Below are 24,289 nucleotides of genomic sequence, written 5' to 3'. Positions count from 1 at the left end.
GCACACAAAGAAAAAGGCCTTCGTACTTGCGTACGAAGGCCTTTTCTACAACTGGCGGAGCGGGAGGGATTCGAACCCTCGATACAGTTTTTGGCCGTATACTCCCTTAGCAGGGGAGCCCCTTCAGCCACTCGGGCACCGCTCCAGTATTCTGGTTCCGCCGCTTCGATGTTTCTTCTCAGCGGGGGCGCGAAGAATAACGTTTTTCACACCCCGAGGTAAAGCCTTAATCGGAAGAATTTTCACTTCCCGATGCATTCGGCTCGTCGCCTCGCTGGATGCGCTGGTAAATCTCTTCGCGGTGCACGGCCACGTCCTTCGGGGCGGTGATGCCAATACGCACCTGATTGCCCTTGACGCCGAGCACGGTGACGCTGACGTCGTTACCGATCATCAGGGTTTCGCCAACACGGCGAGTCAGGATCAACATTTTTGCAAGTCTCCAGGGAACCGGTGGATTTTCCCGACCGGCTCGGCGCCCAGCCAAGGAACGCCACACGACAAAGGGAAAAGATTAGCCATAGTACCGTCAGCCCTCCTGCGCCATCAAGGAGCAGGAGGATTCAGGCGTTCAGATACGAGGGGTGACCCAGTCGACGACGGCAGCCAGTGCAGAAGCAAGGGCGGGCCCGTCCTCGCCACCACCCTGGGCGAGGTCCGGGCGGCCGCCGCCCTTGCCCCCGATCTGACTGGCGATGTGGGACAACAGTTCCCCGGCCTTTACCTTGCCCGTTGCACTGCCGTTCACGCCGGCGACCAGGGCCGCCTTGCCGTCCTGCGTGCCGGCCAGCACGATCACCGCATCGCCCAGCTGCTGCTTGAGGCGGTCGATCGCTTCGCGCAGTGCCTTGGCATCGAAACCTTCCAGGCGCGCGGCCAGCACCTTGACGCCTTTGACCTCAACTGCGCCAGCGCCCAGGTCGGCGGTCGCGCCCGCCGCCTGCTTGGCCTTCATGGCCTCCAGTTCGCGTTCCAGCTTCTTCTGGCGCTCGCCAAGCTGGCGGATCTTGTCGACCACTTCGCCCGCATTGCCGCCGAGCAGCGCGGCCGCTTCGGCCAGCTGGGCTTCTTCGTGGGCCACGTAGTCCAGCGCGCCCTGCCCGGTCACCGCTTCGATACGGCGCACGCCCGACGACACGCCGCCTTCGGAGGTGATCTTGAACAGGCCGATGTCGCCGGTGCGCGTCACGTGCGTGCCACCACACAGTTCAGTGGAGTAATCGCCCATCTTCAGCACGCGCACGTTTTCGCCGTACTTCTCGCCGAACAGTGCCATCGCGCCGAAATCGAGCGCTTCCTGCATGCCCATGTTGTGCACTTCGGCCGCATTGTTGGCGCGTACCTGCTCGTTGACCTTGCGCTCGATCACGGCAAGGTCCGCGGCACTGATCGGCTGGAAGTGCGAGAAGTCGAAGCGCAGGCGGTCCGGTGCCACCAGCGAGCCCTTCTGCTGCACGTGGGTGCCCAGCACTTCACGCAGTGCGGCGTGCAGCAGGTGGGTGGCCGAGTGGTTGAGGATGGTGGCGCCGCGGCGCTTGTCGTCCACCACACCGCCCAGCACGTCGCCCACCTTCAGGCTGCCCTGGGTGACAGTGCCGACGTGGCCGTGGAACTGGCCCGCGAACTTCTGCGTATCGGTGATCTGCAGCTGCACGCCGTTGCCGGCCAGGCTGCCGGTGTCGCCCACCTGGCCACCCGATTCGGCATAGAACGGGGTCTGGTCGGTCAGCACGATGACCTCGTCGCCGGCCTGCACCGCGTCCACCGGGCGCCCGTCCTTGAGCAGGGCCACCACGGTCAGGCCGTCGGCCTGCAGGCGGTCGTAACCCAGGAACGTGGTGGGCTTGAGCGTGGCGACCAGCTCGGCCGACAGCGTCACGCCGCCACCGAACTTGCCGCCCTTGCGGCCGTCCTCACGCTGCTTCTCCATTGCCGCATTGAAACCGTCGATGTCCACGGTCAGGTCGCGCTCGCGCGCGATGTCCTGGGTCAGGTCGAGCGGGAAGCCGTAGGTGTCATAGAGGCGGAAGGCATCCGCGCCCGGAATGACGCCATTGGTCACCTGCGCGGCGACGTCGTCGAAGATCTTCATGCCCGAATCGAGCGTCTGCGCGAAACGCTCTTCCTCGGCCTGCAGCGCACGCACCACGGTATCGGCCTGTGCAGGCAGTTCCGCGTAGGCCTCGCCCATCTGCTCGACCAGGGTCGGCACCAGCTTGCTGAAGAACGGCTGGCGCACGCCCAGCATCCAGCCATGGCGCAGGGCGCGGCGGATGATCCGGCGCAGCACGTAGCCGCGGCCTTCGTTGGACGGCAGCACGCCGTCGACGATCAGGAACGAACAGGCACGGATGTGATCGGCGATCACGCGCAGCGACTTGTTCTCCAGGTCGGACATGCCGGTCAGTTCGCTGGCCTTGCGGATCAGCGCCTGGAACAGGTCGATCTCATAGTTGGTGTGCACGTGCTGCAGGATCGCGGCCAGGCGTTCCAGGCCCATGCCGGTGTCCACGCACGGCGCCGGCAGCGGCACCAGGGTGCCGTCCGGCTGGCGGTCGAACTGCATGAACACCAGGTTCCAGATTTCGATGTAGCGGTCGCCGTCTTCATCCGGCGAACCCGGCGGGCCACCGGCGATATGGTCGCCATGGTCGTAGAAGATTTCGGTGCACGGGCCGCACGGACCGGTATCGGCCATCTGCCAGAAGTTGTCCGAGGCAAACGGCGCGCCCTTGTTGTCGCCGATGCGCACGATGCGTTCTTCCGGAATGCCGACCATGTCGCGCCACAGCGCGTAGGCCTCGTCATCGGTCTGGTAGACGGTGACCAGCAGGCGGTCGGCCGGCAGCTTCCAGACCTGGGTCAACAGCTCCCAGGCCCAGGCAATGGCGTCCTTCTTGAAGTAGTCGCCGAACGACCAGTTGCCCAGCATTTCGAAGAAGGTGTGGTGGCGCGCGGTGTAGCCGACCTGGTCCAGGTCGTTGTGCTTGCCGCCGGCCCGCAGGCAGCGCTGCACGTCCGCCGCGCGCACGTAGCTGCGCTTTTCGGCGCCAAGGAACACGTCCTTGAACTGCACCATGCCGGAGTTGGTGAACAACAGGGTCGGATCATTGCCCGGCACCAGCGGTGCCGACGGCACGATGGTGTGGCCCTTGCCCTTGAAGAACTCAAGGAAATCGCTGCGGATCTGGGAGGTAGTGAATTTGACGGGTGCGTTCATGGGGGCTGGCTTCATGCGGGCCGGCCGGTCCTTCGCACACAGCCCCAATGGCCGGGTGTCGAGAGCAGGACCGCCGAAACCACAAAGGGTATCAGGCCCGGGCCCCCGGGACACGTCCGGGTGACGGGCGCGCTGCGCGCCCTTCAGTCATCCGGGTCGTAGCGGGTGGCACGGCGGATGGTGTCGCCATCGAACCCGCGGCGGGCCAGCAGATCCGCGGCTTTGCGGCGCTGGGGCAGCTCCTGGGGGCCGGCCTCGCCAAAGCGGCGGCAGACCAGGTCCCGGGCGTTCTCTGTCCAGTCGCCTTCGAAGGTGTCCATGGCGGCGGCGACCTGCTCGCTGTCCAGCCCATGGGTGCCCAGTTCGGCGCGGATGTGGAGGGGGCCATAGCCGGTGTTCGCACGGATGCGGACCAGGTTCTCGGCAAAGCGGGTGTCATCCTGCCAGCCGGCCTCGGTGAGCTTGTCCACGGCGGCAGTGGCGGCGTCGCTTTCGATGCCGCGGGCAGTGAGCTTGCGGGTCAATTCCTTGCGCGAATGCTCACGGCGTACCAGCAGGCCCAGCGCGCGTTGGACCGGGGTCTGTTCACGGACGCGGCGCTTGCGGCCGGGTGCCGGGGCGTCTGGGTCGTGCATGGGCACCTCGATGAAATGCGCCGTCCGTGGCGCTCCCCCCGTCGGGGGAAGGTTGAACCCCCGGGACAGGGCGAGCGTCACTGACGGCGCTGCCCTGCCCCGCAGGAAACTTACTCGGCGTCGTCGTCACCGTCGCTGTCACCGCTCTCGCGGGCAGCCTCGGCCGGCTGGAACTTCTCGCGCAGCTCGGCTTCCAGGCGCTGGGCCACCTGCGGGTTGTCGCGCAGGTAACCGCGGGCGTTGTCCTTGCCCTGGCCGATGCGCTCTTCGCCGTAGCTGTACCAGGCACCGGCCTTCTCGACCAGCTTGGCTTCCACGCCCATGTCGATCAGTTCGCCTTCGCGGCTGATGCCTTCGCCGTACAGGATTTCGGTGATGACCTGCTTGAACGGCGGCGCCAGCTTGTTCTTGACGACCTTGATCTTGGTCTGGTTGCCGATGATCTCGTCGCCCTTCTTGATCGCGCCGATTCGGCGGATGTCCAGGCGCACCGAAGCGTAGAACTTCAATGCGTTGCCGCCGGTGGTCACTTCCGGGCTCTGGCCCGGCATCATCACGCCGATCTTCATGCGCAGCTGGTTGATGAAGACCACCAGCGTGTTGGAGCGCTTGATGTTGCCGGTCAGCTTGCGCAGCGCCTGGCTCATCAGGCGGGCCTGCAGGCCCGGCAGCTGGTCGCCCATTTCGCCTTCGATTTCGGCCTTCGGGGTCAGCGCGGCGACCGAGTCGACCACCACGATGTCCACCGAGCCGGAACGGACCAGCATGTCGGCGATTTCCAGCGCCTGCTCACCGGTATCCGGCTGGGACAGCAGCAGGTCGTCCACGTTCACGCCCAGCTTGGCGGCGTAGATCGGGTCCAGCGCGTGCTCGGCGTCGATGAAGGCAGCGGTGCCGCCTTTCTTCTGGCATTCGGCGATCGCCTGAAGGGTCAGGGTGGTCTTGCCCGAGGACTCCGGACCATAGATCTCCACGACACGGCCCTTCGGCAGGCCGCCGATGCCGAGCGCGATGTCCAGCATCAGCGAACCGGTCGGGATGACCTCGACGGCCTCGATGACACGGTCGCCCATGCGCATGACGGAGCCCTTGCCGAACTGCTTTTCGATCTGGCTCAGGGCGGCGGTCAGGGCACGCTTTTTGTTCTCGTCCATCGGATTGGTCCTTGCAGAGGTCATGTCGTTGGAGGTGTTGTCTTTGGAGGTCTTCTTGGCCACGGGGTCACTTTAAGGTTGGCGTATCGCACAGGCTGAGATTCTGCCCGGCGTTCGGAAAAAAATTATCGGACATCCGTACCAACCTCAGCCAAACCAGAGAATCGCCACAAAAGACCGTGCATGTCGTGCGTTGAAGGGATCAGCGGTTCGGGCGCAGCAGCCCGCAATAGAGGCCTTCAATCGCGAAGTCCTGGTCGGGCAGCACTTCGATCGGCTTGTAATCGGGGTTGCGCGGCAGCAGCCGGATCCGGTCCTTGCCCATCTTCAGCAGCTTGACGGTGATCTCGTCATCAATGCGCGCCACCACGATCTGGCCCGAGCGGGCGTCGCGGGTACGGTGCACGCCGATCAGGTCGCCGTCGAAGATGCCTTCGTCGATCATCGAGTCGCCCTGGACCTTGAGCAGGTAGTCCGGCGCGGGCGAGAAGAACACCCGGTCCAGCACCACGAAATCGTCCGAGCCGATGTCCGCCCCGATCGGCAGGCCGGCCGCGACCCGCCCCAGCACCGGCAGGCGCAGCACGTGGTCGGGCAGCGCAGCTGCCGGCAGCGAGGCCGGCAGCCCGTCCTGCAGCGGCGGCGCCTGGACCAGCCGGATACCGCGCGCCTGGCCGGGAATGCGACGGATCGCCCCGGCCTGCTCCAGCGCTTCCAGGTGGTACTGCGCGGCCCGCACGCCCTTGAAGCCGAACGCACGGGCGATTTCCGTCTGCGACGGCGGCGCGCCGTCGGTCTCGATGCGCTCGGCGATCAACTGCAGGATCGCCTGCTGGGTATCGGTAAGGTCCATGGTTAGTAGTAATACTACTAACACCCGAAAGTTTCAAGGCTCCGGACGAAAAAGCGAAGCAGAACCCACCGTATCCAGATCCCAACGAAGGCCCGTAGCAATTCGTAGTGCCGACTGTCAGTCGGCAACCGCGCGCAGCGCGGCCGGGTGTCCGAAGCCGCACCCGCCCCTCTTCCGGCCATCCGTCCAACGTTTAGCGGTGCCGTAGCCGCCGGTCAGGTGTCATGACGCCGTCCGAAGAGCAGCCGACCAACGGTCGGCTCTACCGCCCCGACCGCCAGATCGACACCAGTATCCACACCCCGCAGAACCCCGCCCCCACGAACCCGGCCACGCCCAGCGCCAGCAGCCAGCGGCTCGACAGCCCACCCACGCTGTGCATCACGATCGACGACCCGATGATCAACGCAGCGGTGACAATCCCCACCACCAGCCGGTTCGCCGCCCGGTTGACCTGCTCGCCGAAGCCCTGCAGCGCAGTCGTCTCCACCTTCATCTGCAAACGGCCCCGCCGCGCCATCTGCACCAGCTGGCGCACATCGCGCGGCAGGTCACCGGCCAGGTCCAGCAGCCCGGCCACGCTGCGCTTGCCGCGCTTGAGCAGGGCCGACGGCGCGAACCGTTGCCACATCACCCGCTCCAGGAACGGGCGCGCGGCGGTGGCCATGTCGAACTGCGGGTCGAGCTGGCGGCCCATCCCTTCCAGCGTCAGGAACGTCTTGATCATCAGCGCGAGGTCGGCCGGCAGGGTCAGCGCGTACTGGCGCAGCAGCTGGGTGATGTTGCCCAGCATCAGGCCCATGTGCAGGTCCTTCAGCGGCACGCCCCGGTACTGGTCGACGAAGGTACTGATGTCCTGCTGCAGCCGCGATTCGTCCACGTCCACGCCACCGGACCAGTCCAGCAGCACGTCGGTGACCGACTCTGGCTCCTGGCTGACCAGCCCGTGCAGCAGCTGTGCGACCTGGAAGCGGCGCTGCTCGGAGATCGCCCCGACCATGCCGAAGTCGATCACGCCGATCCGGCCATCACGCAGGTAAATGATGTTGCCCGGGTGCGGGTCGGCGTGGAAGCAGCCGTCCTCGAGCACCATCTTGAGCACGATGCGGCCGCCGGTGCGGGCCAGCCGGACCCGGTCGAGCCCGGCCGCATCCACGCCGGCGAGGTCGCGGCCGGGGATGCCGTCCACGAAGTCCTGCACGTTGAGGCTTTCGCAGGTCCACTGCCAGTGCACCTTGGGAATCAGGATGTCGTTGCGCCCGGCGAAGTTGCGCGCGATGCGCTCGGCGTTGCGGCACTCGGCGGCGAAATCCAGCTCGCGCCGCAGCGACACCTGGAACTGCTGGACCACCTCGGCCGGCCGGTAGCGGCGCATGTCCGGCAGGCGCGCTTCGACGATTTCGGCCAGCCGCGCGAGCAGGCGCAGGTCGGCTTCGATCACCTCGCGGATGCCGGGGCGGCGGATCTTCAGCACCACCTCGCTGCCATCGTGCAGTGTGGCCCGGTGCGCCTGGGCCAGCGAGGCCGCCGCCAGTGGGGTTTCATCGAGCCAGGCGAACACCTCGGTAGCCGGCGCGCCCAGGTCGGCTTCCAGCTGCTCGCGGACCTGCGCATACGGCAACGCCGGCACCGCGTTCTGCAACTCGGAGAATTCGGCGATCCAGTCCGGCGGGAACAGGTCCACGCGGGTGGCCAGCACCTGGCCGAGTTTGACGAAGGTAGGGCCGAGTTCTTCCATCGCCCGGCGCACCCGCACCGGGGCGGTCATGCGCAGGATCTGCTGGGTATCGTTCCAGTGCAGCAGGCGGCCGGCACGTTCCAGCACGTCGGCCAGGCCGATGCGGCGCACCAGGTCGCCGAAGCCATAGCGGATCAGGACCGAGGCGATTTCCTGCAGACGCCCCAGGTCACGGACGGTTCCCAGCGTTTCCCACATCGGTGCACCCTCGTTCGACAGCAGGGCTCAGGATGTCACAGCGCCGGGAAAATTCCCGTCAGCGCCTGCTGCACGGTCTGCCGGCGGATGGCTTCGCGGTCGCCCTCGAACTGGAACAGCTGCGCACGGGCATAGCCACCGCGCTGCTTCCAGCCGATCCAGACGCTGCCCACCGGCTTGTCCGGGCTGCCGCCGCCGGGGCCGGCGATGCCGGTCACGGCCACGGCCATGCCGGCACCGGAATTGACCAGCGCGCCGGACACCATTTCGAGCACGGTTTCGCGGCTGACCGCGCCGAACTGCTCCAGGGTCTGCGCGCGCACGCCCAGCAGGCGCTGCTTGGCCTCGTAGCTGTACACCACCATGCCGCAGTCGAAGAACGCCGACGAGCCGGCGATGTCGGTCATCGCCTTGGCGATCCAGCCGCCGCTGCAGCTTTCGGCGGTGACCAGCTGCAGCGCAGCCGCTTGCAGCTGCTGGCCGACGTCACGGGCCAGGTCGCCGAGTTCGGCATCGGTGGGGACAGTCACGGACTCACCATTCGGGCAGTTTTTCCGGAAGCAGTGCGCGGATCGGCGCGCCGTCGTCGGCGGCAGCCAATTTCTCGGCTTCGGCGATCGGGATCTCGACCTGAAGCAGCCAGCCGTCCTCGTCGCTGCGTTCGCCGCGCACCACTTCCAGCTGGTGCAGGCGCGAACGCAGGCGACCGGCGGTCGGCGGCAGGCGCAGGTCGCCGCTGACGTGCTGCAGGCCCAGGCGCTTGCCCAGCACCGATTGCAGCAGATCCAGGCCCAGCCCATCGCGGGCCGAGATCCAGACGCGTTCGCGGCGTGCGGTATCGGGAATACCGTCCTGGGCGTCGTGGCGGACCTCGCTGCCTTCGATGCGGTCGATCTTGTTGAACACCAGCAGCTGCGGCAGTTCGCCCGCACCCACTTCGTTGAGCACTTCGTCGACCTGCGCGATGCGCTCCTCACGGTGCGGATCGGCCGCATCGACCACGTGCAGCAGGAAGTCGGCCTCGCGCGCTTCGCTCAGGGTCGCGCGGAACGCGGCCACCAGTTCGTGCGGCAGGTCGCGGACGAAGCCCACGGTATCGGCCAGCACCACGTTGCCGCCGGGCACCGCGATGCGGCGCACGGTCGGGTCCAGCGTGGCGAACAGCTTGTCGGCGGCGTACGCCTCCGCACCGGTCAGTGCATTGAACAGCGTCGACTTGCCGGCATTGGTATAGCCCACCAGCGCCACGCGCGGCAGTTCGCTGCGCACGCGGGCACGGCGCATCTGGGTACGCTGCACTTCTACCTTTTCCAGCCGCTTCTGCAGCTGTTCCACCCGCTTCTGCAGCAGGCGGCGGTCGGTTTCGAGCTGGGTTTCACCCGGACCGCGCAGGCCGATGGCACCGCCGCGCTGGCGCTCCAGGTGGGTCCAGCCACGGACCAGCCGGGTGGACATGTGGCGCAGCTGCGCCAGCTCCACCTGCAGCTTGCCTTCGTGGCTGTGCGCACGCTGGGCGAAGATGTCCAGGATCAGGCCGGTGCGGTCGATCACCCGGCGCTCCAGGAAGCGCTCCAGGTTGCGCTCCTGCGAGGGCGAGAGCGCATGGTTGACCAGCACCAGGTCGGCGCCGGTGGCCTCGGCGGCCGCCTTGATCTCGTCGAGCTTGCCCGAGCCGATCAGGATCGACGGGTTGGGCCGGTCGATGCGCGCGGTCAGGGTGGCGGCGATGCTGGCCCCGGCAGAGCGGGCCAGATCGGTGAACTCTTCCAGCACATCGTCTTCCAGCCGGCCGGAATGCGGCTGGATCAGGAGCGCGTGTTCGCCTCGCTTGGAACGGTCAAACACGCGCGTCTCCGCAGTTGCTTACTTCATTCAACGTCGTCTTCTTCCTGGGCGCCGTCGGCGCCACCTTCATTGGACTGCACATAGCCACCACCGGGGCCCACCCGGACGTTGCGTGCCGGCACCACGGTCGAAATGGCGTGCTTGTACACCATCTGGCTGACCGTATTGCGCAGCAGGACAACGAACTGGTCGAACGATTCGATCGTTCCCTGCAATTTGATGCCATTGACCAGATACACCGACACCGGCACGCGTTCGCGCCGAAGTGCATTCAGAAACGGATCCTGCAGCGATTGCCCCTTGGACATTGCACACTCCTCATTATTGTTTTTATGGTCTTCCGGCAACTGCCACGGCCCCCGCCACCGGAACCCCCGATGGTACACGGGCCAAGGGCAAGGCGCTGTGGCTCAACGGGCAACAAAGGCCGCTACGGCATCTGCCAGGGAATCCCCGTCTATATGGGGATCGAACCAGCGTGCATCAAGCTCGCCGCGCAGCCAGGTCAACTGGCGCTTGGCCAGCTGCCGGGTGGCCTGGATGGCCTTGTCGCGGAAGTCGCGGGCACTGCCCTGCCCGTCCAGGAATTCCCAGGCCTGGCGATAGCCGACCGCCCGGACCGCCGGCAGGTCCAGCGGCACGGCCGCCGCCGCCATCTCCGGCAGCGCACGCAGTGCCCGCACCTCGTCCAGGAAACCCTGGGCGAGCATGTTGTCGAACCGGGTTTCGATGCGCTGGTGGAGCACGCTGCGCTCGCGCGGGGCCAGCACCAGCTTCAGGCAGCGCACCGGCAGCCGGTCAACGCCGGGCAGCTTCTGCCATTCGCTGATCGGCGTGCCGGTCAGGCGATACACCTCCAGCGCCCGCTGGATGCGCTGCGGGTCGGTCGCATGGATGCGCGCTGCGGCGGCGGGGTCGATCCCGGCCAGCTCAGCATGCAGGGCGGGCCATCCGCGTTCAGCAGCTTCGGCACCAATCGCCACGCGGGTAGCCGGGTCAGCCGGCGGCATCGGCGACAGCCCCTGCAGCAGCGCGCGGAAGTACAAGCCGGTGCCGCCTGCCAGGATCGGCATGCGTCCGCGCGCGACGATGTCGGCCACCACGCGGGCGGCATCAACGGCGAATTCCGCCGCTGAATAGGTCTGCCACGGATCGCGCAGGTCGAGCAGGTGGTGTGGCGCCTGCGCGCGCTCGGCGGCATCGGGCTTGGCCGAGCCGATATCCAGCCCGCGATACACCAGCGCCGAATCCACGCTGACGATCTCTCCGTCCAGTTGCCGCGCCAGTGCGATGGCGGTGGCGGTCTTGCCCGACGCGGTCGGGCCCATCACCGCGATCGCCAGCGGGCGCCGGTCGGCGCCCATCAGCCCTCGTCCGGCCAGCGCGGCATCGCCGGCGCGGCATCCACCCGCGGCATCGGCACCGCGTCGACCGCTGCCCACACTTTCAGCGCGTCCACGGTGGCGGCGACGTCGTGCACGCGCAGGATCGTCGCGCCGCGCTGGGCGGCGATCAGGTGTGCGGCGACCGAACCGGCCACGCGCTCGCGCGGCGCCTCGCGCCCGGTCAGTTCGCCGATGCTGCGCTTGCGCGACAGCCCGGCCAGCATCGGCACGCCCAGTTCCAGGAAGCGCGCCGAGCGCGCCAGCAGGATCATGTTGTGGTCGGTGGTCTTGCCGAAGCCGAAACCCAGGTCGATCACCAGGTTCTTCTTTGCAATGCCGGCCATCTCGGCCGAGAACATCCGATCGACCAGGAAGCGGTGCACCTCGGCCACGACGTCGTCGTAGTGCGGGGTGTCCTGCATGCTGCCGGGCTCGCCCTGCATGTGCATCAGCACCACCGGCACGCCCAGTTCGGCGGCGGCGGCCAAGGCCCCGTCCTGCCGCAGTGCATGGATGTCGTTGATCATGCCGGCACCGGCGGCCACGGCCGCGCGCATCACCTCCGGCTTGAAGGTGTCGATGCTGATCGGCACCTGCGTCTGGCGCGCAAGCTGTTCGATCACCGGGACCACCCGGCGCAGCTCTTCTTCCAGTGGCACCGGTGCGGCCCCGGGGCGGGTCGATTCACCGCCGATGTCGAGCAGGTCAGCGCCTTCGGCCACCAGCTGCAAGCCGTGCGCGACCGCCGCTTCGGTATTGTCGTGCGCGCCGCCATCCGAGAAAGAATCCGGGGTGACGTTGACGATGCCCATGACGCGCGGGCGGTCCAGCCGCAACACACGGCCGCCGCAGTCCAGCTGGGGAGAAGTATCGAACATGGGCCTTCCACGAAATACGCCAGCGCCTAGTTTACGCCGGCGTACTCCGATAACCCGCGGCCTGCGGGGTTTGGCCGGCTAGAAATCGCCCAGTTTGGCCTCGTCGGTCGGCTTGGCCAGCCATTCGGCAAGGTCGTTGCCGATGGCGGTGACAACCCGTTCCAGCACGTCGCAGGAGCCTTTGAACCCGCCGAATGCGCCGCCGCGGGAAACACGTCGCGCGGTCACGGTGGCAACCTTCTGGCCGTCCTGCGTCAGCACGCCGCGCACGGTTGCCGACTTGAAGTGACCGCTGAAGGCGTTGCCGGCACTCTGTGCCTCCACCAGCTCCAGCTTCAGCGCCCGGCCCGTGGAGACGGCCTCCGCATCGAACGCGATCGTATTGCCGAATTTCGGGGCGTTGCTGCCCAGCGCGGTTGCAAGCTGCGCCCCCATGCGGCATTCGGCCTTGATGTTATCGGCGATGTAAGCGGACTCCGAGAACGGAATCGGATCCTGCACGTGGATGGTGTCCGCCATGGCAGGCGTGGCAAGGCAGAGCAGCACGGCTGTCGCCGCGTACCGTGAGTGACGCATGGTATTCCCCCTGGAATGTTGGCCGCGGCTGCCTCATGCAACCGCGCCCGCGCATCGTGCCGATTGCCACGCAGCGGCGCAAGGGCTCAGCGGCGGCGGCGCTTGCGGTCGAGGTACAAGGTCTTGGCCACGCTCAGGCCGATGCCGATCACGATCCCTACGATGCCTCCGAGCAGGTAGTTTCCACTGAGCAGGCCTGCGGCGGCACCGACCACCGTGGCGATCACCATTTCCGTGGTGTGCGAGACCGGGGGCGGCGGCGTGGACATGGATACTCCGGGACAGGTGTGGGGCAAGCTACATTGTCGCCCGGATCGCCCGCGCCAGAAACGATGAAGGCCGGGTTTCCCCGGCCTCCATGCGTTACCTGTTCATCGTCAGAGCTGTTCGGCAGGCCCGGCGATCGGCGTCACCGGACGGGCGTCGCCGCCCTTGTCGTTGTTGTTGCTGCCACCGTCCTTGTTGGACTTGCCCCAGCCCATCGGCGGCGGCGGATCGCGGCCTTCCATGATGGCGTCGATCTGCGGCGCATCGATGGTCTCGTACTGCAGCAGCAGCTGGGACATCGTGTGCAGCTTGTCGAGGTTGGCCGTGACCAGCTCGGTGGTGCGGGCGTAGGCCTTGTCCAGGATGCTGCGCACCACTTCATCGATGCGGCGCGCGGTATCGTCGGACACGCTCTTGTGCTGGGTCACCGAACGGCCCAGGAACACTTCATCGTCCTCTTCGCCATAGGCGATCGGGCCGAGCTCGTCGGACAGGCCCCACTTGGTGACCATGTTGCGGGCCATCTTGGTGGCGCGTTCGATGTCGTTGGAGGCACCGGTGGTGACCTTGTCGGCGCCGAAGATCAGCTCTTCGGCGACGCGGCCGCCGTACAGCGAGCACAGCTGCGATTCGATCGCCACGCGGTTCATCGAGTACTTGTCGCCTTCCGGCAGGTACATGGTCACGCCCAGCGCGCGACCGCGCGGGATGATGGTGACCTTGTAGACCGGATCGTGCTCGGGCACCAGGCGGCCGACGATGGCGTGGCCGGCTTCGTGGTAGGCAGTGAGTGTCTTTTCTTCCTCGCTCATGGCCATCGAACGACGCTCGGCACCCATCAGGATCTTGTCGCGGGCACGGTCGAAGTGCTCCATGCGCACTTCCTTCTCGTTGCCGCGTGCGGCAAACAGCGCCGCCTCGTTGCACAGGTTGGCCAGGTCGGCGCCGGAGAAGCCCGGGGTACCGCGCGCGATCACCATCGGCTCGACATCGTCGGCCAGCGGCAGCTTGCGCATATGCACCTTGAGGATCTGCTCACGGCCCTTGACGTCGGCCAGCCCGACCACGACCTGGCGGTCGAAGCGGCCCGGGCGCAGCAGCGCCGGGTCCAGCACGTCGGGACGGTTGGTGGCGGCAATGACGATCACGCCCTCGCCCCCCTCGAAGCCGTCCATTTCCACCAGCAGCTGGTTCAGGGTCTGCTCGCGCTCGTCATGACCGCCACCCAGGCCGGCACCGCGATGGCGGCCGACGGCGTCGATTTCGTCGATGAAGATGATGCACGGGGCCTGCTTCTTGGCCTGCTCGAACATGTCGCGCACGCGGCTGGCGCCGACGCCGACGAACATTTCCACGAAGTCCGAGCCGGAGATCGAGAAGAACGGGACCTTGGCTTCGCCGGCGATGGCACGGGCCAGCAGGGTCTTGCCGGTACCCGGCGGGCCGACCATCAGCACGCCGCGCGGGATCTTGCCGCCCAGCTTGGTGAACTTGGTCGGATCGCGCAGGAAGTCGACCAGTTCGCCGACTTCTTCCTTGGCTTCGTCGCAGCCGGCGACGTCGGCGAAGGTGACCTTGATCTGGTCTTCGCCCTGCAGCTTGGCGCGCGACTTGCCGAAGGACATCGCGCCCTTGGCACCGCCGCCACCGCCCTGCATCTGGCGCATGATGAACAACCAGAAGCCGATGATCAGGATGACCGGGAGGAAGTTCATCAGGATCGCGCCCAGCGAGATGCCGCTGGACGGCTCTTCCTGGACGATTTCCACGTTCTTGGCGCGCAGGATGTTGATCAGGTCGCGGTCCATCGGCGCGGTGATCGTGGCCGACTGGCCGCTGCGCGTGGTGTACGAGATCTGGTTGGTGCCGCTGCGCATGTCGCCGCTGAAGGTGACCTTCTGGACGTTGCCGCCATCCACCTGGTCCAGGAACTGCGAATACGTGGCGCCCTGGGCACCGGCGCCGCTGCTCTTTGGCGAGAAGCTCTGGAACACCACCATGAGCACCACGGCGACGACCACCCATAGCAGGAGGTTCTTGGTCAAGTCGTTCATCCTCATTGGCTCCGGTGTTCCTCTAATGCCTGACGCAATTGGTATGGTTGAGCTTACTTGATCTGGGTGCGTTTGCCCTGCCCCAAGGCATACACCTCGGGCGAGCGCTTCCGGGACGCTTCAGGCTTGCGGATCACGACCTTGTCGTACCGGCGGCGCATCTCGCGCACGTAGTCGTCAAAGCCCACGCCCTGGAACAGCTTGATCAGGAACGCGCCACCCGGCTTGAGATGGTTGTCGGCAAAATCCAGCGCCAACTCGGCCAGGTGCATCATCCGCGGTTGGTCTACCGCGTCCATACCACTTTTATTGGGGGCCATATCCGAGAGCACAAGGTCTACCGGCTGGTCCCCGAGCATGGCTTCAAACTGCGATAGGACGGCCTGCTCCCTGAAGTCCCCGTGAAGGAACTCCACCCCGGCCAGCGGCGGCATCTCCAGGATGTCCAGCGCCAGCACCCTTCCGGTGTCGCCGATCTGGCGCCGGACCTGCTGGGACCAGCCCCCCGGGGCGGCCCCCAGGTCGACCACGACCATATGCGGCTTCAGCAGCCGGTCACGCGCGAGCAGCTCCTCCAGCTTGTAAGCCGCGCGCGAGCGCATGCCCTCGGCCTGGGCCTTCTTCACGAAGGGGTCGGCGAAGTGTTCTTTCAACCAGCGTTGGCTGCTCTTGCTGCGGGAAACCATTGGAGATAGGGCCGGACGGGGTGGTCATGATACCCTGATCGCCCCAGTTAACCGCTTGTTCCTGAATGTCTATTGTCCTGACCTCCTCCCAGACCCGCTTCCTCCGCGGCCAAGCCCATGGTCTGAACGCCCTGCTGCAGATCGGCGGCAAGGGGGTCACGCCGGCCTTCCTGGCCGAGCTGAACGAGGTGCTGGAGCGCCACGAACTGATCAAGGTGAAGGTGGCCGCGGAAGACCGCGATGCACGCGACGCCATGATCGCCGAGCTGGTGCAGGCCTCCGACAGTGCGCTGGTGCAGCGCATCGGCCACGTGGCCGTGCTCTACCGCCCCAGCAAGGAACAGCGCCAGATCGTGCTTCCGCGCGGCTGATCGCCATGCAGCTGAACCACGAAATCCCGGATTTTGCCTATGCGTTCCGCATCGTCGGCGCCGACTCTGTGGTTTTCGAGGACCGCGTGAACGCCGGCACCCGGCGGGTGGTGAAGAGCTTCATCGTCACCCCGCAGGCATTGCTGGAAGATTGGCCGGCACCCGCCAGCGTCAAGGAGCTGACCCCGGACCACCTGGCCACGGTGCTGGCCCAGCAGCCGGAACTGGTCATCCTTGGAACGGGGGAAAAGCAGCAATTCCCATCTGCGGCTGTCATGGGGGCCTGTCTGACCCGCAACATCGGCATCGAGGTCATGGACAATGGAGCGGCCGCCAGGACATTCAACCTGCTTGCGGGTGAAGGCCGCAACGTAGCGGCGGCCATCCTCCTGCCGGGCTGAAATTGGGTGATTCCGTTCAGAAAAGGCTGCCGTTGGCAGCCTTTTTTGTGGGTTCCGCCACGGTAGCGCCACGCCCTGCGTGGCTGCGCGATCACTTGGGGGGCAGGTACAACAGCGGGTCGACCGGCTTGCCGTTGTAGCGGATCTCGAAGTGCAGCATGTCGCGGGTGGTACCGGTGCGGCCCATCTCGGCGATCTGCTCGCCGGCCTTCACGCTCTGGCCTTCGTTGACCAGCCGCTTGCGGTTGTGGCCGTAGGCCGACAACCACTGATCGTTGTGCTTGATGATGATCAGCTCACCGAAGCCGACCAGCCCGGCACCGGAATAGACCACCACGCCCGATGCGGTGGCGCGCACCGGCTGGCCGCTGCTGCCGGCGATATCCACGCCCTGCTTGGTGACATCGGCGCCGACGAAGCGGCCCACCAGCGCGCCATCGGCCGGCCAGCGCCAGTCGATGTTGCTCTTGATGGCGGTGGTCGGCGACGGCGTCGGCGCAGGCGCAGGCGTCGAACCGGTGCCCGGGCGCGGCGCGGTCACCACGGTGGTCGGCGCACGGCCCGGGCTGCTGCCGGGGTACAGGCGGATGACCTGCCCGGGATAGATGGTGTACGGCTCGGCCAGCCCGTTCCAGGCGGCCAGGTCGCGCGGGGTGATGTTGTGGATGCGTGCCAGCGCGTAGAGGGTGTCGCCCCGGCGCACCACGGCGGTCTGCCCCGGCTTGGCCACCGACGTCTGCGGCGTGGTGTGCGTGGTGCGCCCGCCGGACGGCTTGACCACCGTGGCGGTGCCGCAGGCACTCAGGGTGGACACCACCAGCAGCAGGGCGGTCAGCCGTGTGGCCCCGCGCATACGATCAGCACTCATGCGAACTTCGCTCTCCAGACAAGCCAGGCCACCAGACCCACCACCAGTACGGTGGCGATCCAGCCCAGCGGTTCAATCCAACGCCGCAGCGCGGCTTCGGCGCGCGCCCCGCCAATGCGGATCACGGCCGCCAGCACGTACACGCGCTTGCCCCGCCCGATCAACATGCTCAGGAAGTACTGCGGCAGCGGCACGCCGACGATACCCGATGCCCACGTGAAGACCTTCATCGGGATGGGCATGAAGCCACCCAACACCAGGAAGGTGAACACCGCCCACGGGGATTCGGCCATCTTGGCCTGCACGATGGCGATGCCGCCTTCGATGCTGGTCAGCATGCCCATCGCCGCAAACAGCGGCTTGACCGCTTCAAACGCGTAGTGGCCCAGCGCATAGCCGACCAGCGCACCGGCCATCGAGCCGGCCAGGCTGAGCGTGGCGAACCACCACCCGCGCTTGGGTTGGGCCACGCACATCGGTGCCAGCATCACTTCGGGCATCACCGGGAAGATGATCGCCTCGATGAAGCTGAGCACCGTCAGGTAGGTCGGGGCGCGCTCGTGCGCGGCCCACTTCATCGCCCGCTCGTACAGCGGACCAAAAATCTTCATGACGCAACGCTCCTTGGAATCAGTCCAGCATGCCAGACAGCAGCGGCACGAACGTGACCGGTGCCAGTACCTGCTGTTCAACGCTGCCGTCGTCGCGGCGGGTCAGCTGGATCAGCGACTGCGCCCCTGCCCCACCGACCGGCGCGACCAGGCGCCCGCCCACGGCCAGCTGCTCGACCAGCGCATCGACCAGCGCCGGCGCGGCCGCGGTCACCACGATGGCGTCGAACGGCCCGTGTTCGGCCCAGCCGATGCGGCCATCGTCGTGCTTGCTGCGGATGTTCATGCCCAGCGCACGGAAGCGCTTGCGCGCCTGCCGCAGCAGGTCGCCGATGCGCTCGACGGTGTAGACCTCCAGCCCCAGCGCACCGAGTACGGCCGCCTGGTAGCCCGAGCCGGTGCCCACTTCCAGCACCTTCTTCGGCGCCGACTGCAGCACCGCTTCGGTCATCCGCGCCACCACCCACGGCTGGGAGATGGTCTGGCCGTGGCCGATCGGCAGTGCGGTGTCTTCGTAGGCGCGCGAGGCCAGGGCCTCGTCGATGAACAGATGCCGCGGCACCACCCGGATCGCATTGAGGGTGGCTTCGTCGGCAATGCCGCTCTCGCGCAGGCGTTCGACAAGGCGGTCGCGCACGCGCTGGGAGGTCATGCCAATCCCGACCGCTTCGGGCTGCAGGCGCAGGCGCTGACTCATGCCGGCCGGTCCAGCGCGGCGGTCAGCCCGCCTACCCAGCTGGCGACCTTCTCCAGTGCCTGGTAGCGGGTCAGGTCGACCTGGATCGGCGTGATCGAGATGAATCCGTTGCGCACGGCATGGAAGTCCGTGCCCGGGCCCGAATCCTGTTCGCGCCCGGCCGGGCCGATCCAGAACACTTCATTGCCGCGCGGGTCGCGCTGGGCAATGCAGCCTTCGGCACGGTGGCGGTTGCCCAGCCGGGTCACTTCGAAGCCACGCACCTCCGCCCACGGCAGGTCGGGCACGTTGACGTTGAGGATGGTGTCGGCCGGCAGCGGGTCGGCCTTGAGCCGGGTGACGATCTCCACCGCGGCACGCGCGGCGGTTTCAAAATTGCGCGGGTCGTGGTTGTGGGTGACCAGCGACATCGCCACCGCCGGCAGGCCTAGGAAACGCCCTTCCATCGCCGCCGACACGGTCCCGGAGTAGATGACGTCATCGCCCAGGTTGGCTGCGTTGTTGATGCCCGACACCACGATGTCCGGGTCGTATTCGAGCAGGCCGGTCAGCGCCAGGTGCACGCAGTCGGTCGGGGTGCCGGCTACCGAACAGGTGGAGTGGTCGATGCGCTTGACCCGCACCGGCAGGTCCAGGGTCAGCGAATTGCTGGCGCCGGAGCGGTCGCGGTCGGGGGCGACCACCATCACTTCGTGGCCGGCCTCGCGCAGCACGGAGGCGAGCATCCTGATGCCGGGGGCATCGACGCCGTCGTCGTTGCTGACCAGGATCCGCATCTGGGTTTTAACCGCTTGATTGTTCAAGACTTCATTTCCATCACTTTCCAGCGTTGGCGGGGCCGGCCTTCACCCGTTTCGGGATCACCGACCGCGCAAGTGCGTCAGCTATTGTGCCGCAAGCGGGCAGATCGGCCTACCCCGGCGGGAGGTAGGCACGGCCGATTCAGGGCATTAGGCTGTACGCATGTCACATCCTGAAGACGAAGATCCGGCCGCACTGTTCCGCGCCGCCATCGGCGAGGTCACGCCGCTGCGCAAACCGGTGGCTGCGCCACCGGCGACACCTCGACCGAAGCCGCGTGCGCGCATGGCCGAACAGGACGAGGACGCCGCGCGCGGAGAATTCGCCCGGCTGCTTCGCGACAGCAGCCCGCTGGAGGCCGGCGACACCGCCAGCTACCGGCGCGAGAACCTGCCGGCACGGATGTTCCAGCGGCTCAAGCGCGGCCAGTATTCGGTGCAGGACGAGCTGGACCTGCACGGTGCCACGGTGGCCCAGGCGGAGACGCTGCTGCGCCAGTTCCTGCTGGAAGCGCATGCGCACGAGCACGGCTGCGTGCGCATCATCCACGGCAAGGGGCTGCAGTCCGACGGCGGTGCGCCGGTGTTGAAGAACCTGGTGGACCGGCTGCTGCGCCAGCGCAATGACGTGCTGGCGTTCCATTCGGCGCCCGCCGGGCAAGGCGGGACGGGCGCGGTATTGGTGCTGTTGGCGCGACGGTGATCGCCCGCACCACGTAGAAATCAATCGTTCGACGAAGCGCTGCTGGCGTCGTCCACCGGACCCAGCTCGTGCAGCACGGCGGTGGCATAACACCCCGGCGGCAGCGCGAAGGTGAGCTCGAGCACATCTGCTTCCAGCCAGCGGTGCTGCAGGTTGGCCGGGCGCAGGCGCAACGCGCGGCGCTCCTGCTTCAGGCGCGCGCCTTCCAGCCCGGTGCGCAGCTGCAAGGATTGCTCGTCGCTGATCGCGCCCAGCTCCAGCGCGGCGGCGGCGCCGCTGCTGCGCAGCTCACCCTCGCCCCACAGCGGACCGCTGGGATGGATGTCGAAGCGACCCAGGCGATCCGCCAGCAGGTCGGTCCACGGTTCGGGACCGAACACGCTGCGGCTGCCATCGAGCATCCACACTTCACCCTCCAGCGGGCTGTCCCAGTTGCCCTGCGCCACGCGCTCGGCCAGCACCTGGTTGAACAGCGCCGAGCGCGCGGCCGAGAGCAGCAGCGAGCGCTGGTCGGGGCGCACGCGGCGGCCGCCAAACATGGCCAGTGCGGCCGGCACGTTGCCACCATCGCGGCCGAAGCGCTGCTCGCCGAACCAGTTCGGCAGGCCACGCGCGGCGACCAGCGACAGCCGCTCGTCGATCGCCTTCGCCTCGCCCTGCACGCTGCGCAGCACCAGCCGGAACCGGTTGCCGGCCAGCGCTCCGCGCTGCAGCTTGCGGTTGTGCCAGGTGGACTCGACCACCTCCACCTCATCCGAGGCCAGCAGCGCGATGTCAGGCGCGATGCGCTTGGGCAGGTGCACGCTGAACCGCTGCGTGGTGACCGCATGCCGGTCCTTCATGCCGGCATAGCTGACCGCCATGTCCGGCAGCCCCGCCCACTTCGCCAGCAGCTTGGCCACATGCACGGTGTTGGCACCACGCTTGCGGATCGTCAGCAGCAGGTGCTCGCCTTCCCCGGTGGGCTCGAACGCCGGCAGTTCGTCCACCTGGAAATCTTCCGGGGCGGTGCGGATGTCGGCGCGCAGAAGCGGCTCGCCGAAGGCCAGCGGCAAGGGGATCACAGCGCCACCAACAGCACGACGGCCTGGGCAGCGATTCCTTCGCCGCGCCCGGTGAAACCGAGCTTCTCGGAAGTGGTGGCCTTGACGCTCACCGCATCCAGCGCGATGCCAAGCAGTCCGGCAATGCGCTCGCGCATGGCCAACGCATGCGGGCCGACCTTGGGCCGCTCGCAGATCACGGTGATGTCGGTGTTGCCGACCTGCCAGCCGCGTTCGCGCAGCAGGCTGTTGCAGTGATCAAGGAAGCGGCTGCTGTCGGCATCCTTCCAGCGCATGTCCGACGGCGGGAAGTGCTGGCCGATGTCGCCGAGCGACAGCGCGCCCAGCATGGCATCGCACAGGGCGTGCAGGATCACATCGCCATCGCTGTGCGCCAGCACGCCGCAGCTGTGCGCGACGCGCAGGCCGCCGAGCATGATGTGGTCGCCCTCGCCGAAGGCGTGGACGTCATAACCCTGCCCGATGCGGACCGGAGGAAACGGGGTGTTCATGGCAAAAAACCTGCGGTGATGGCCGGCGCGGAAGGGCTCAGGAGCCGCGGCGCGACAGCTCGAATTCGAATCGGGACAGATCGGCCGGGGTGGTGACCTTGAAGTTGTCCTCGTTGCCCTCGACCAGCAACGGGCGCAGGCCCTGGCGCTCCATCGCCATGGCGTCGTCGGTGACGTCCACGCCGGCGGCGGCCGCGTCCTGCAGCGCGCGGGCCAGCTGGTGGCGGCGGAACAGCTGCGGGGTCAGCGCGCGCCACAGGCGCGCACGCGGCTCGGTGCCATCAATGCCGCCGTCGTCGCCGGCCCGCTTGAGGGTATCGCGCACCGGCGCGGCCAGGATCGCGCCGACCGGATCGGCACGTCCCACTTCCAGCAGGCGACCGAGGTCGGCTGCGGCCAGGTTCGGCCGCGCGGCATCGTGGACCAGCACGAAATCGTCGGCCCGCACGCTGTCAGGCAGCGCCTGCAGGCCGGCCAGCACCGAGGCGGCGCGGGTCGCCCCGCCGGTGCAGGTCAGGATCGGTTTGTCGGCCAACGACTGCCAGCCCGGCCAGTCGACATCGTTCTCGGCGATGACCACCATCACCCCGGCCACGACCGGGTGTGACAGCAGGGCTTGCAGGGTGTGCGCCAACAGCACCCGGTCGCCTGCGACCAGGTACTGCTTGGGCGTGTCGCTGCCGAAGCGGGTACCTCGGCCGGCGGCCGGAACCACGGCCCAGACACTGCCCATCAGGGCACGTCCGGGTGTGGCGCGTTCGGGTCGGCGGCCAGCGCCGGCGCGCGCGGCGCCGCCACCGGAGCGTTCTCGACCACGCGGTAGAACTTCTCACCGGGCTTGATCATGCCCAGCTCGCTGCGCGCGCGCTCTTCGATGGCGGCCTCGCCTTCCTTGAGGTCCTTGACCTCGGCCGCCAGCGCATCATTGCGCTGTTGCAGGCCGGCGTTGTCGCGCTTCTGGGATTCGACCTGGGCTTCGAGCGACATCACTTCTCCCGAATTGCCCGGGCCGAACCAGAAGCGGTACTGCAGCCATGCCAGCAGTACCGCGAGCACCAGCAGCAGCCAGCGCCAGTTGCGCATGCGGATCAGCGCTTCAGCGACACGAACGCGTCACGCCCGGCGTAACGCGCGCCGGCACCGAGGGCTTCCTCGATGCGCAGCAGCTGGTTGTACTTGGCCACGCGGTCGCTGCGGCACAGCGAGCCGGTCTTGATCTGGGTGGCGGTGGTGGCCACGGCGATGTCGGCGATGGTGGTGTCTTCGGTTTCGCCCGAACGGTGCGAGACCACCGCAGCGTAGTTGGCGTGGTGCGCCATGGCGATCGCTTCCAGGGTCTCGGTCAGGGTGCCGATCTGGTTGACCTTGATCAGGATCGCGTTGGCGGTGCCGGACTCAATGCCTTCCTTGAAGATCTTCGGGTTGGTCACGAACAGGTCGTCGCCGACCAGCTGCACCTTCTTGCCGATGCGGTCGGTAAGCAGCTTCCAGCCGGCCCAGTCGTTCTCGGCCAGGCCGTCTTCGATGGTGATGATCGGGTACTGGGCGGCCCAGTCGGCCAGGAAATCGACGAACTGCTCGGAGGTCAGGCGCTTGTTCTCGCCCACCAGGTTGTACTTGCCGTTCTCGTAGAACTCGCTGGAGGCCACGTCCAGGCCCAGCAGCACGTCTTCGCCGGCGGTGTAGCCGGCCTTGCCGATCGCCTCGAGGATGGTGTCGAGCGCTTCGACGTTGCTGCGGAAGTCCGGCGCGAAGCCGCCTTCGTCACCCACTGCCGTGCTCAGGCCATGGCCCTTGAGCACCGACTTGAGCGAATGGAAGATTTCGGTACCGGCGCGCAGCGCTTCGGAGAACGAGGTGAAGCCGACCGGCAGCACCATGAATTCCTGGAAGTCGACGTTGTTGTCGGCATGCGCGCCGCCGTTGATGATGTTCATCATCGGCACCGGCAGGCTCACATCGGTGCTGCCCTTGGACAGGTACTGCCACAGCGCCTGCTTGTTGGCGGCAGCGGCGGCATGGGCATTGGCCATGGACACGGCCAGCAGTGCGTTCGCGCCCAGGCGACCCTTGTTCTCGGTGCCATCCAGGTCGATCAGGCGCCGGTCGAGGCCTTCCTGGTCGGCCGCGTCGAAGCCCTTCAGCGCGGAGGCGATGGTGGTGTTGACGTTGTTGACGGCGTTGCGCACGCCCTTGCCCAGGTAACGGGTCTTGTCGCCATCACGCAGCTCGACCGCTTCCTTGGTGCCGGTGGAGGCACCCGACGGCACGGCGGCACGGCCGAACGAGCCGTCCTCCAGGGTGACTTCGGCTTCCAGCGTGGGGTTGCCACGGCTGTCGAGGATTTCACGGGCGTGGATGCTGCGGATCGTGGTCATAGCGGGCCGGTTACCAGTCAGAAAGGGGGAACGCCAAAAATCAATGCGTTGAAACGTGCCGCGTGATTATCCCCACCTGCCCCCCGCTTGCCAAATCCGCGCGCGGAAAGCGTTCGGGGCTACAGCAGGGAGGGCAGCAGCAGCACCAGCAACAGCAGGCCCAGCAGGCCCAGCGCGGCGCCGCCACCGGCCGGCTGGCGGCGCAGGCGCAACGCAAGCACGCCGGCCAGCACAGTGCCCAGCGCGCAGGTTGCGCCCAGCGCCAGGGTCAGGTTGATGGGCGTGGCGACGGCCTGGATGGCATGGCTGCCGTCACCCGGCGAACCCACTGCGGAGAACACCAGCACCATGAGCACGAACGCGCAGCCCCAGCTGGCTGTCGACAGGACCAGGGCAGCCCAGCCCCAGGGCCAGGC

28 protein-coding genes and 1 tRNA gene are annotated in these 24,289 nt (G+C 67.2%); 3 read left to right on the top strand and 26 right to left on the bottom strand.

All coding sequences use genetic code 11. From position 1 onward, the window contains the following. Positions 1 to 52: 52 nt before the first annotated feature. The 16 genes from BAY15_RS08045 to rlmE all read right to left on the bottom strand — a co-directional run bounded on the left by BAY15_RS08045 (position 53) and on the right by rlmE (position 15,489). Positions 53 to 145, bottom strand: a tRNA-Ser gene (locus tag BAY15_RS08045). Between the two features lie 81 nt (positions 146 to 226). Further along, a complete protein-coding gene (gene csrA / locus BAY15_RS08040; protein ID WP_068850911.1) occupies positions 227 to 430 on the bottom strand; it encodes a carbon storage regulator CsrA in 204 nt (67 codons plus the stop codon). 141 nt (positions 431 to 571) lie between these two features. Further along, positions 572 to 3,220 (bottom strand): alanine--tRNA ligase, encoded by a 2,649-nt coding sequence (alaS, locus tag BAY15_RS08035; protein ID WP_068850908.1) that lies wholly within the window; start codon positions 3,218 to 3,220, stop codon positions 572 to 574. Between the two features lie 143 nt (positions 3,221 to 3,363). Next, complete coding sequence (gene recX, locus BAY15_RS08030; RefSeq protein WP_068850905.1) at positions 3,364 to 3,855, bottom strand: recombination regulator RecX; 492 nt, start codon at positions 3,853 to 3,855, stop codon at positions 3,364 to 3,366. A 110-nt stretch (positions 3,856 to 3,965) separates the two neighbouring features. Continuing rightward, the gene (gene recA, locus BAY15_RS08025) at positions 3,966 to 5,009 is read right to left on the bottom strand and encodes a recombinase RecA (RefSeq protein WP_068850903.1); all 1,044 of its coding nucleotides are present in this window, start codon (positions 5,007 to 5,009) and stop codon (positions 3,966 to 3,968) included. A gap of 202 nt (positions 5,010 to 5,211) precedes the next feature. After that, positions 5,212 to 5,862: a transcriptional repressor LexA gene (lexA, locus tag BAY15_RS08020; RefSeq protein WP_068850900.1), complete on the bottom strand. Its 651-nt coding sequence runs from the start codon at positions 5,860 to 5,862 to the stop codon at positions 5,212 to 5,214. A 262-nt stretch (positions 5,863 to 6,124) separates the two neighbouring features. Next, entirely contained in the window at positions 6,125 to 7,798 is a 1,674-nt protein-coding gene (gene ubiB, locus BAY15_RS08015) for a 2-polyprenylphenol 6-hydroxylase (protein ID WP_068850897.1), read from the bottom strand. Positions 7,799 to 7,833: 35 nt separating this feature from the next. Then, positions 7,834 to 8,328, bottom strand: coding sequence for a CinA family protein (locus tag BAY15_RS08010; protein WP_068850893.1), 495 nt, complete (start codon positions 8,326 to 8,328; stop codon positions 7,834 to 7,836). A gap of 4 nt (positions 8,329 to 8,332) precedes the next feature. Then, entirely contained in the window at positions 8,333 to 9,643 is a 1,311-nt protein-coding gene (hflX, locus tag BAY15_RS08005; RefSeq protein ID WP_068850890.1) for a ribosome rescue GTPase HflX, read from the bottom strand. Positions 9,644 to 9,666: 23 nt separating this feature from the next. After that, the gene (hfq, locus tag BAY15_RS08000) at positions 9,667 to 9,951 is read right to left on the bottom strand and encodes an RNA chaperone Hfq (RefSeq protein ID WP_068850887.1); all 285 of its coding nucleotides are present in this window, start codon (positions 9,949 to 9,951) and stop codon (positions 9,667 to 9,669) included. Between the two features lie 102 nt (positions 9,952 to 10,053). Beyond that, positions 10,054 to 11,007 (bottom strand): tRNA (adenosine(37)-N6)-dimethylallyltransferase MiaA, encoded by a 954-nt coding sequence (gene miaA, locus BAY15_RS07995; protein WP_068850884.1) that lies wholly within the window; start codon positions 11,005 to 11,007, stop codon positions 10,054 to 10,056. After that, positions 11,007 to 11,906 carry a dihydropteroate synthase gene (folP, locus tag BAY15_RS07990; RefSeq protein ID WP_068850881.1) on the bottom strand — a complete coding sequence of 300 codons (900 nt, stop codon included), beginning with the start codon at positions 11,904 to 11,906 and terminating at the stop codon, positions 11,007 to 11,009. The genes miaA and folP overlap by 1 nt, the downstream gene beginning before the upstream one ends. Before the next feature lie 78 nt (positions 11,907 to 11,984). Then, complete coding sequence (locus tag BAY15_RS07985) at positions 11,985 to 12,425, bottom strand: hypothetical protein (protein ID WP_083214108.1); 441 nt, start codon at positions 12,423 to 12,425, stop codon at positions 11,985 to 11,987. 143 nt (positions 12,426 to 12,568) lie between these two features. Further along, positions 12,569 to 12,751 carry a hypothetical protein gene (locus tag BAY15_RS07980; RefSeq protein ID WP_068850876.1) on the bottom strand — a complete coding sequence of 61 codons (183 nt, stop codon included), beginning with the start codon at positions 12,749 to 12,751 and terminating at the stop codon, positions 12,569 to 12,571. A gap of 108 nt (positions 12,752 to 12,859) precedes the next feature. Further along, positions 12,860 to 14,803, bottom strand: coding sequence for an ATP-dependent zinc metalloprotease FtsH (gene ftsH / locus BAY15_RS07975; RefSeq protein WP_068850873.1), 1,944 nt, complete (start codon positions 14,801 to 14,803; stop codon positions 12,860 to 12,862). A 53-nt stretch (positions 14,804 to 14,856) separates the two neighbouring features. Next, complete coding sequence (rlmE, locus tag BAY15_RS07970) at positions 14,857 to 15,489, bottom strand: 23S rRNA (uridine(2552)-2'-O)-methyltransferase RlmE (RefSeq protein WP_068850870.1); 633 nt, start codon at positions 15,487 to 15,489, stop codon at positions 14,857 to 14,859. Positions 15,490 to 15,554: 65 nt separating this feature from the next. Between rlmE and yhbY the strand changes: the two genes are divergently transcribed. Together yhbY and BAY15_RS07960 are read left to right on the top strand one after the other, a co-directional pair. Further along, complete coding sequence (gene yhbY, locus BAY15_RS07965; RefSeq protein WP_068850867.1) at positions 15,555 to 15,860, top strand: ribosome assembly RNA-binding protein YhbY; 306 nt, start codon at positions 15,555 to 15,557, stop codon at positions 15,858 to 15,860. 5 nt (positions 15,861 to 15,865) lie between these two features. After that, positions 15,866 to 16,261 (top strand): Mth938-like domain-containing protein, encoded by a 396-nt coding sequence (locus tag BAY15_RS07960; RefSeq protein ID WP_068850864.1) that lies wholly within the window; start codon positions 15,866 to 15,868, stop codon positions 16,259 to 16,261. A 91-nt stretch (positions 16,262 to 16,352) separates the two neighbouring features. Here BAY15_RS07960 and BAY15_RS07955 read toward each other — a convergent pair whose 3' ends face one another. Genes BAY15_RS07955 through surE form a run of 4 tightly spaced genes read right to left on the bottom strand, consistent with a single transcriptional unit; the run spans position 16,353 to position 19,213 of the window. Next, on the bottom strand, positions 16,353 to 17,129 hold the full coding sequence (locus BAY15_RS07955) for a peptidoglycan DD-metalloendopeptidase family protein (RefSeq protein WP_068850861.1): 777 nt from the start codon (positions 17,127 to 17,129) through the stop codon (positions 16,353 to 16,355). Next, entirely contained in the window at positions 17,126 to 17,740 is a 615-nt protein-coding gene (locus BAY15_RS07950) for a YqaA family protein (protein ID WP_068850859.1), read from the bottom strand. The genes BAY15_RS07955 and BAY15_RS07950 overlap by 4 nt, the downstream gene beginning before the upstream one ends. A 19-nt stretch (positions 17,741 to 17,759) precedes the next feature. Continuing rightward, positions 17,760 to 18,437 (bottom strand): protein-L-isoaspartate(D-aspartate) O-methyltransferase, encoded by a 678-nt coding sequence (locus BAY15_RS07945; RefSeq protein ID WP_068850856.1) that lies wholly within the window; start codon positions 18,435 to 18,437, stop codon positions 17,760 to 17,762. Further along, on the bottom strand, positions 18,434 to 19,213 hold the full coding sequence (gene surE / locus BAY15_RS07940) for a 5'/3'-nucleotidase SurE (RefSeq protein ID WP_068850853.1): 780 nt from the start codon (positions 19,211 to 19,213) through the stop codon (positions 18,434 to 18,436). The genes BAY15_RS07945 and surE overlap by 4 nt, the downstream gene beginning before the upstream one ends. Before the next feature lie 187 nt (positions 19,214 to 19,400). Here surE and BAY15_RS07935 point away from each other — a divergent pair, with 187 nt between their 5' ends. Beyond that, positions 19,401 to 19,940 (top strand): Smr/MutS family protein, encoded by a 540-nt coding sequence (locus BAY15_RS07935; protein ID WP_068850850.1) that lies wholly within the window; start codon positions 19,401 to 19,403, stop codon positions 19,938 to 19,940. A 20-nt stretch (positions 19,941 to 19,960) separates the two neighbouring features. Here the strand turns inward: BAY15_RS07935 and truD are convergent, their stop codons facing one another. The 6 genes from truD to BAY15_RS07905 form a co-directional block, all read right to left on the bottom strand. Further along, a complete protein-coding gene (gene truD / locus BAY15_RS07930) occupies positions 19,961 to 21,004 on the bottom strand; it encodes a tRNA pseudouridine(13) synthase TruD (RefSeq protein ID WP_068850847.1) in 1,044 nt (347 codons plus the stop codon). Then, on the bottom strand, positions 21,001 to 21,495 hold the full coding sequence (ispF, locus tag BAY15_RS07925) for a 2-C-methyl-D-erythritol 2,4-cyclodiphosphate synthase (RefSeq protein WP_068850844.1): 495 nt from the start codon (positions 21,493 to 21,495) through the stop codon (positions 21,001 to 21,003). The genes truD and ispF overlap by 4 nt, the downstream gene beginning before the upstream one ends. Positions 21,496 to 21,532: 37 nt before the next feature. Beyond that, the gene (ispD, locus tag BAY15_RS07920; RefSeq protein WP_068850841.1) at positions 21,533 to 22,228 is read right to left on the bottom strand and encodes a 2-C-methyl-D-erythritol 4-phosphate cytidylyltransferase; all 696 of its coding nucleotides are present in this window, start codon (positions 22,226 to 22,228) and stop codon (positions 21,533 to 21,535) included. Continuing rightward, on the bottom strand, positions 22,228 to 22,578 hold the full coding sequence (gene ftsB / locus BAY15_RS07915; protein ID WP_068850838.1) for a cell division protein FtsB: 351 nt from the start codon (positions 22,576 to 22,578) through the stop codon (positions 22,228 to 22,230). The genes ispD and ftsB overlap by 1 nt, the downstream gene beginning before the upstream one ends. 5 nt (positions 22,579 to 22,583) lie before the next feature. Next, positions 22,584 to 23,873: a phosphopyruvate hydratase gene (gene eno, locus BAY15_RS07910; RefSeq protein WP_068850835.1), complete on the bottom strand. Its 1,290-nt coding sequence runs from the start codon at positions 23,871 to 23,873 to the stop codon at positions 22,584 to 22,586. A gap of 119 nt (positions 23,874 to 23,992) precedes the next feature. Further along, positions 23,993 to 24,229, bottom strand: coding sequence for a hypothetical protein (locus BAY15_RS07905; protein ID WP_237334332.1), 237 nt, complete (start codon positions 24,227 to 24,229; stop codon positions 23,993 to 23,995). Between the last annotated feature and the right edge of the window lie 60 nt (positions 24,230 to 24,289).

This window comes from Stenotrophomonas rhizophila, from assembly GCF_001704155.1.
Lineage (GTDB): Bacteria > Pseudomonadota > Gammaproteobacteria > Xanthomonadales > Xanthomonadaceae > Stenotrophomonas > Stenotrophomonas rhizophila_A.
The sequence above is the reverse complement of the archived record's forward strand: the minus strand, read 5'-3'. Positions and strand labels throughout refer to the sequence as shown.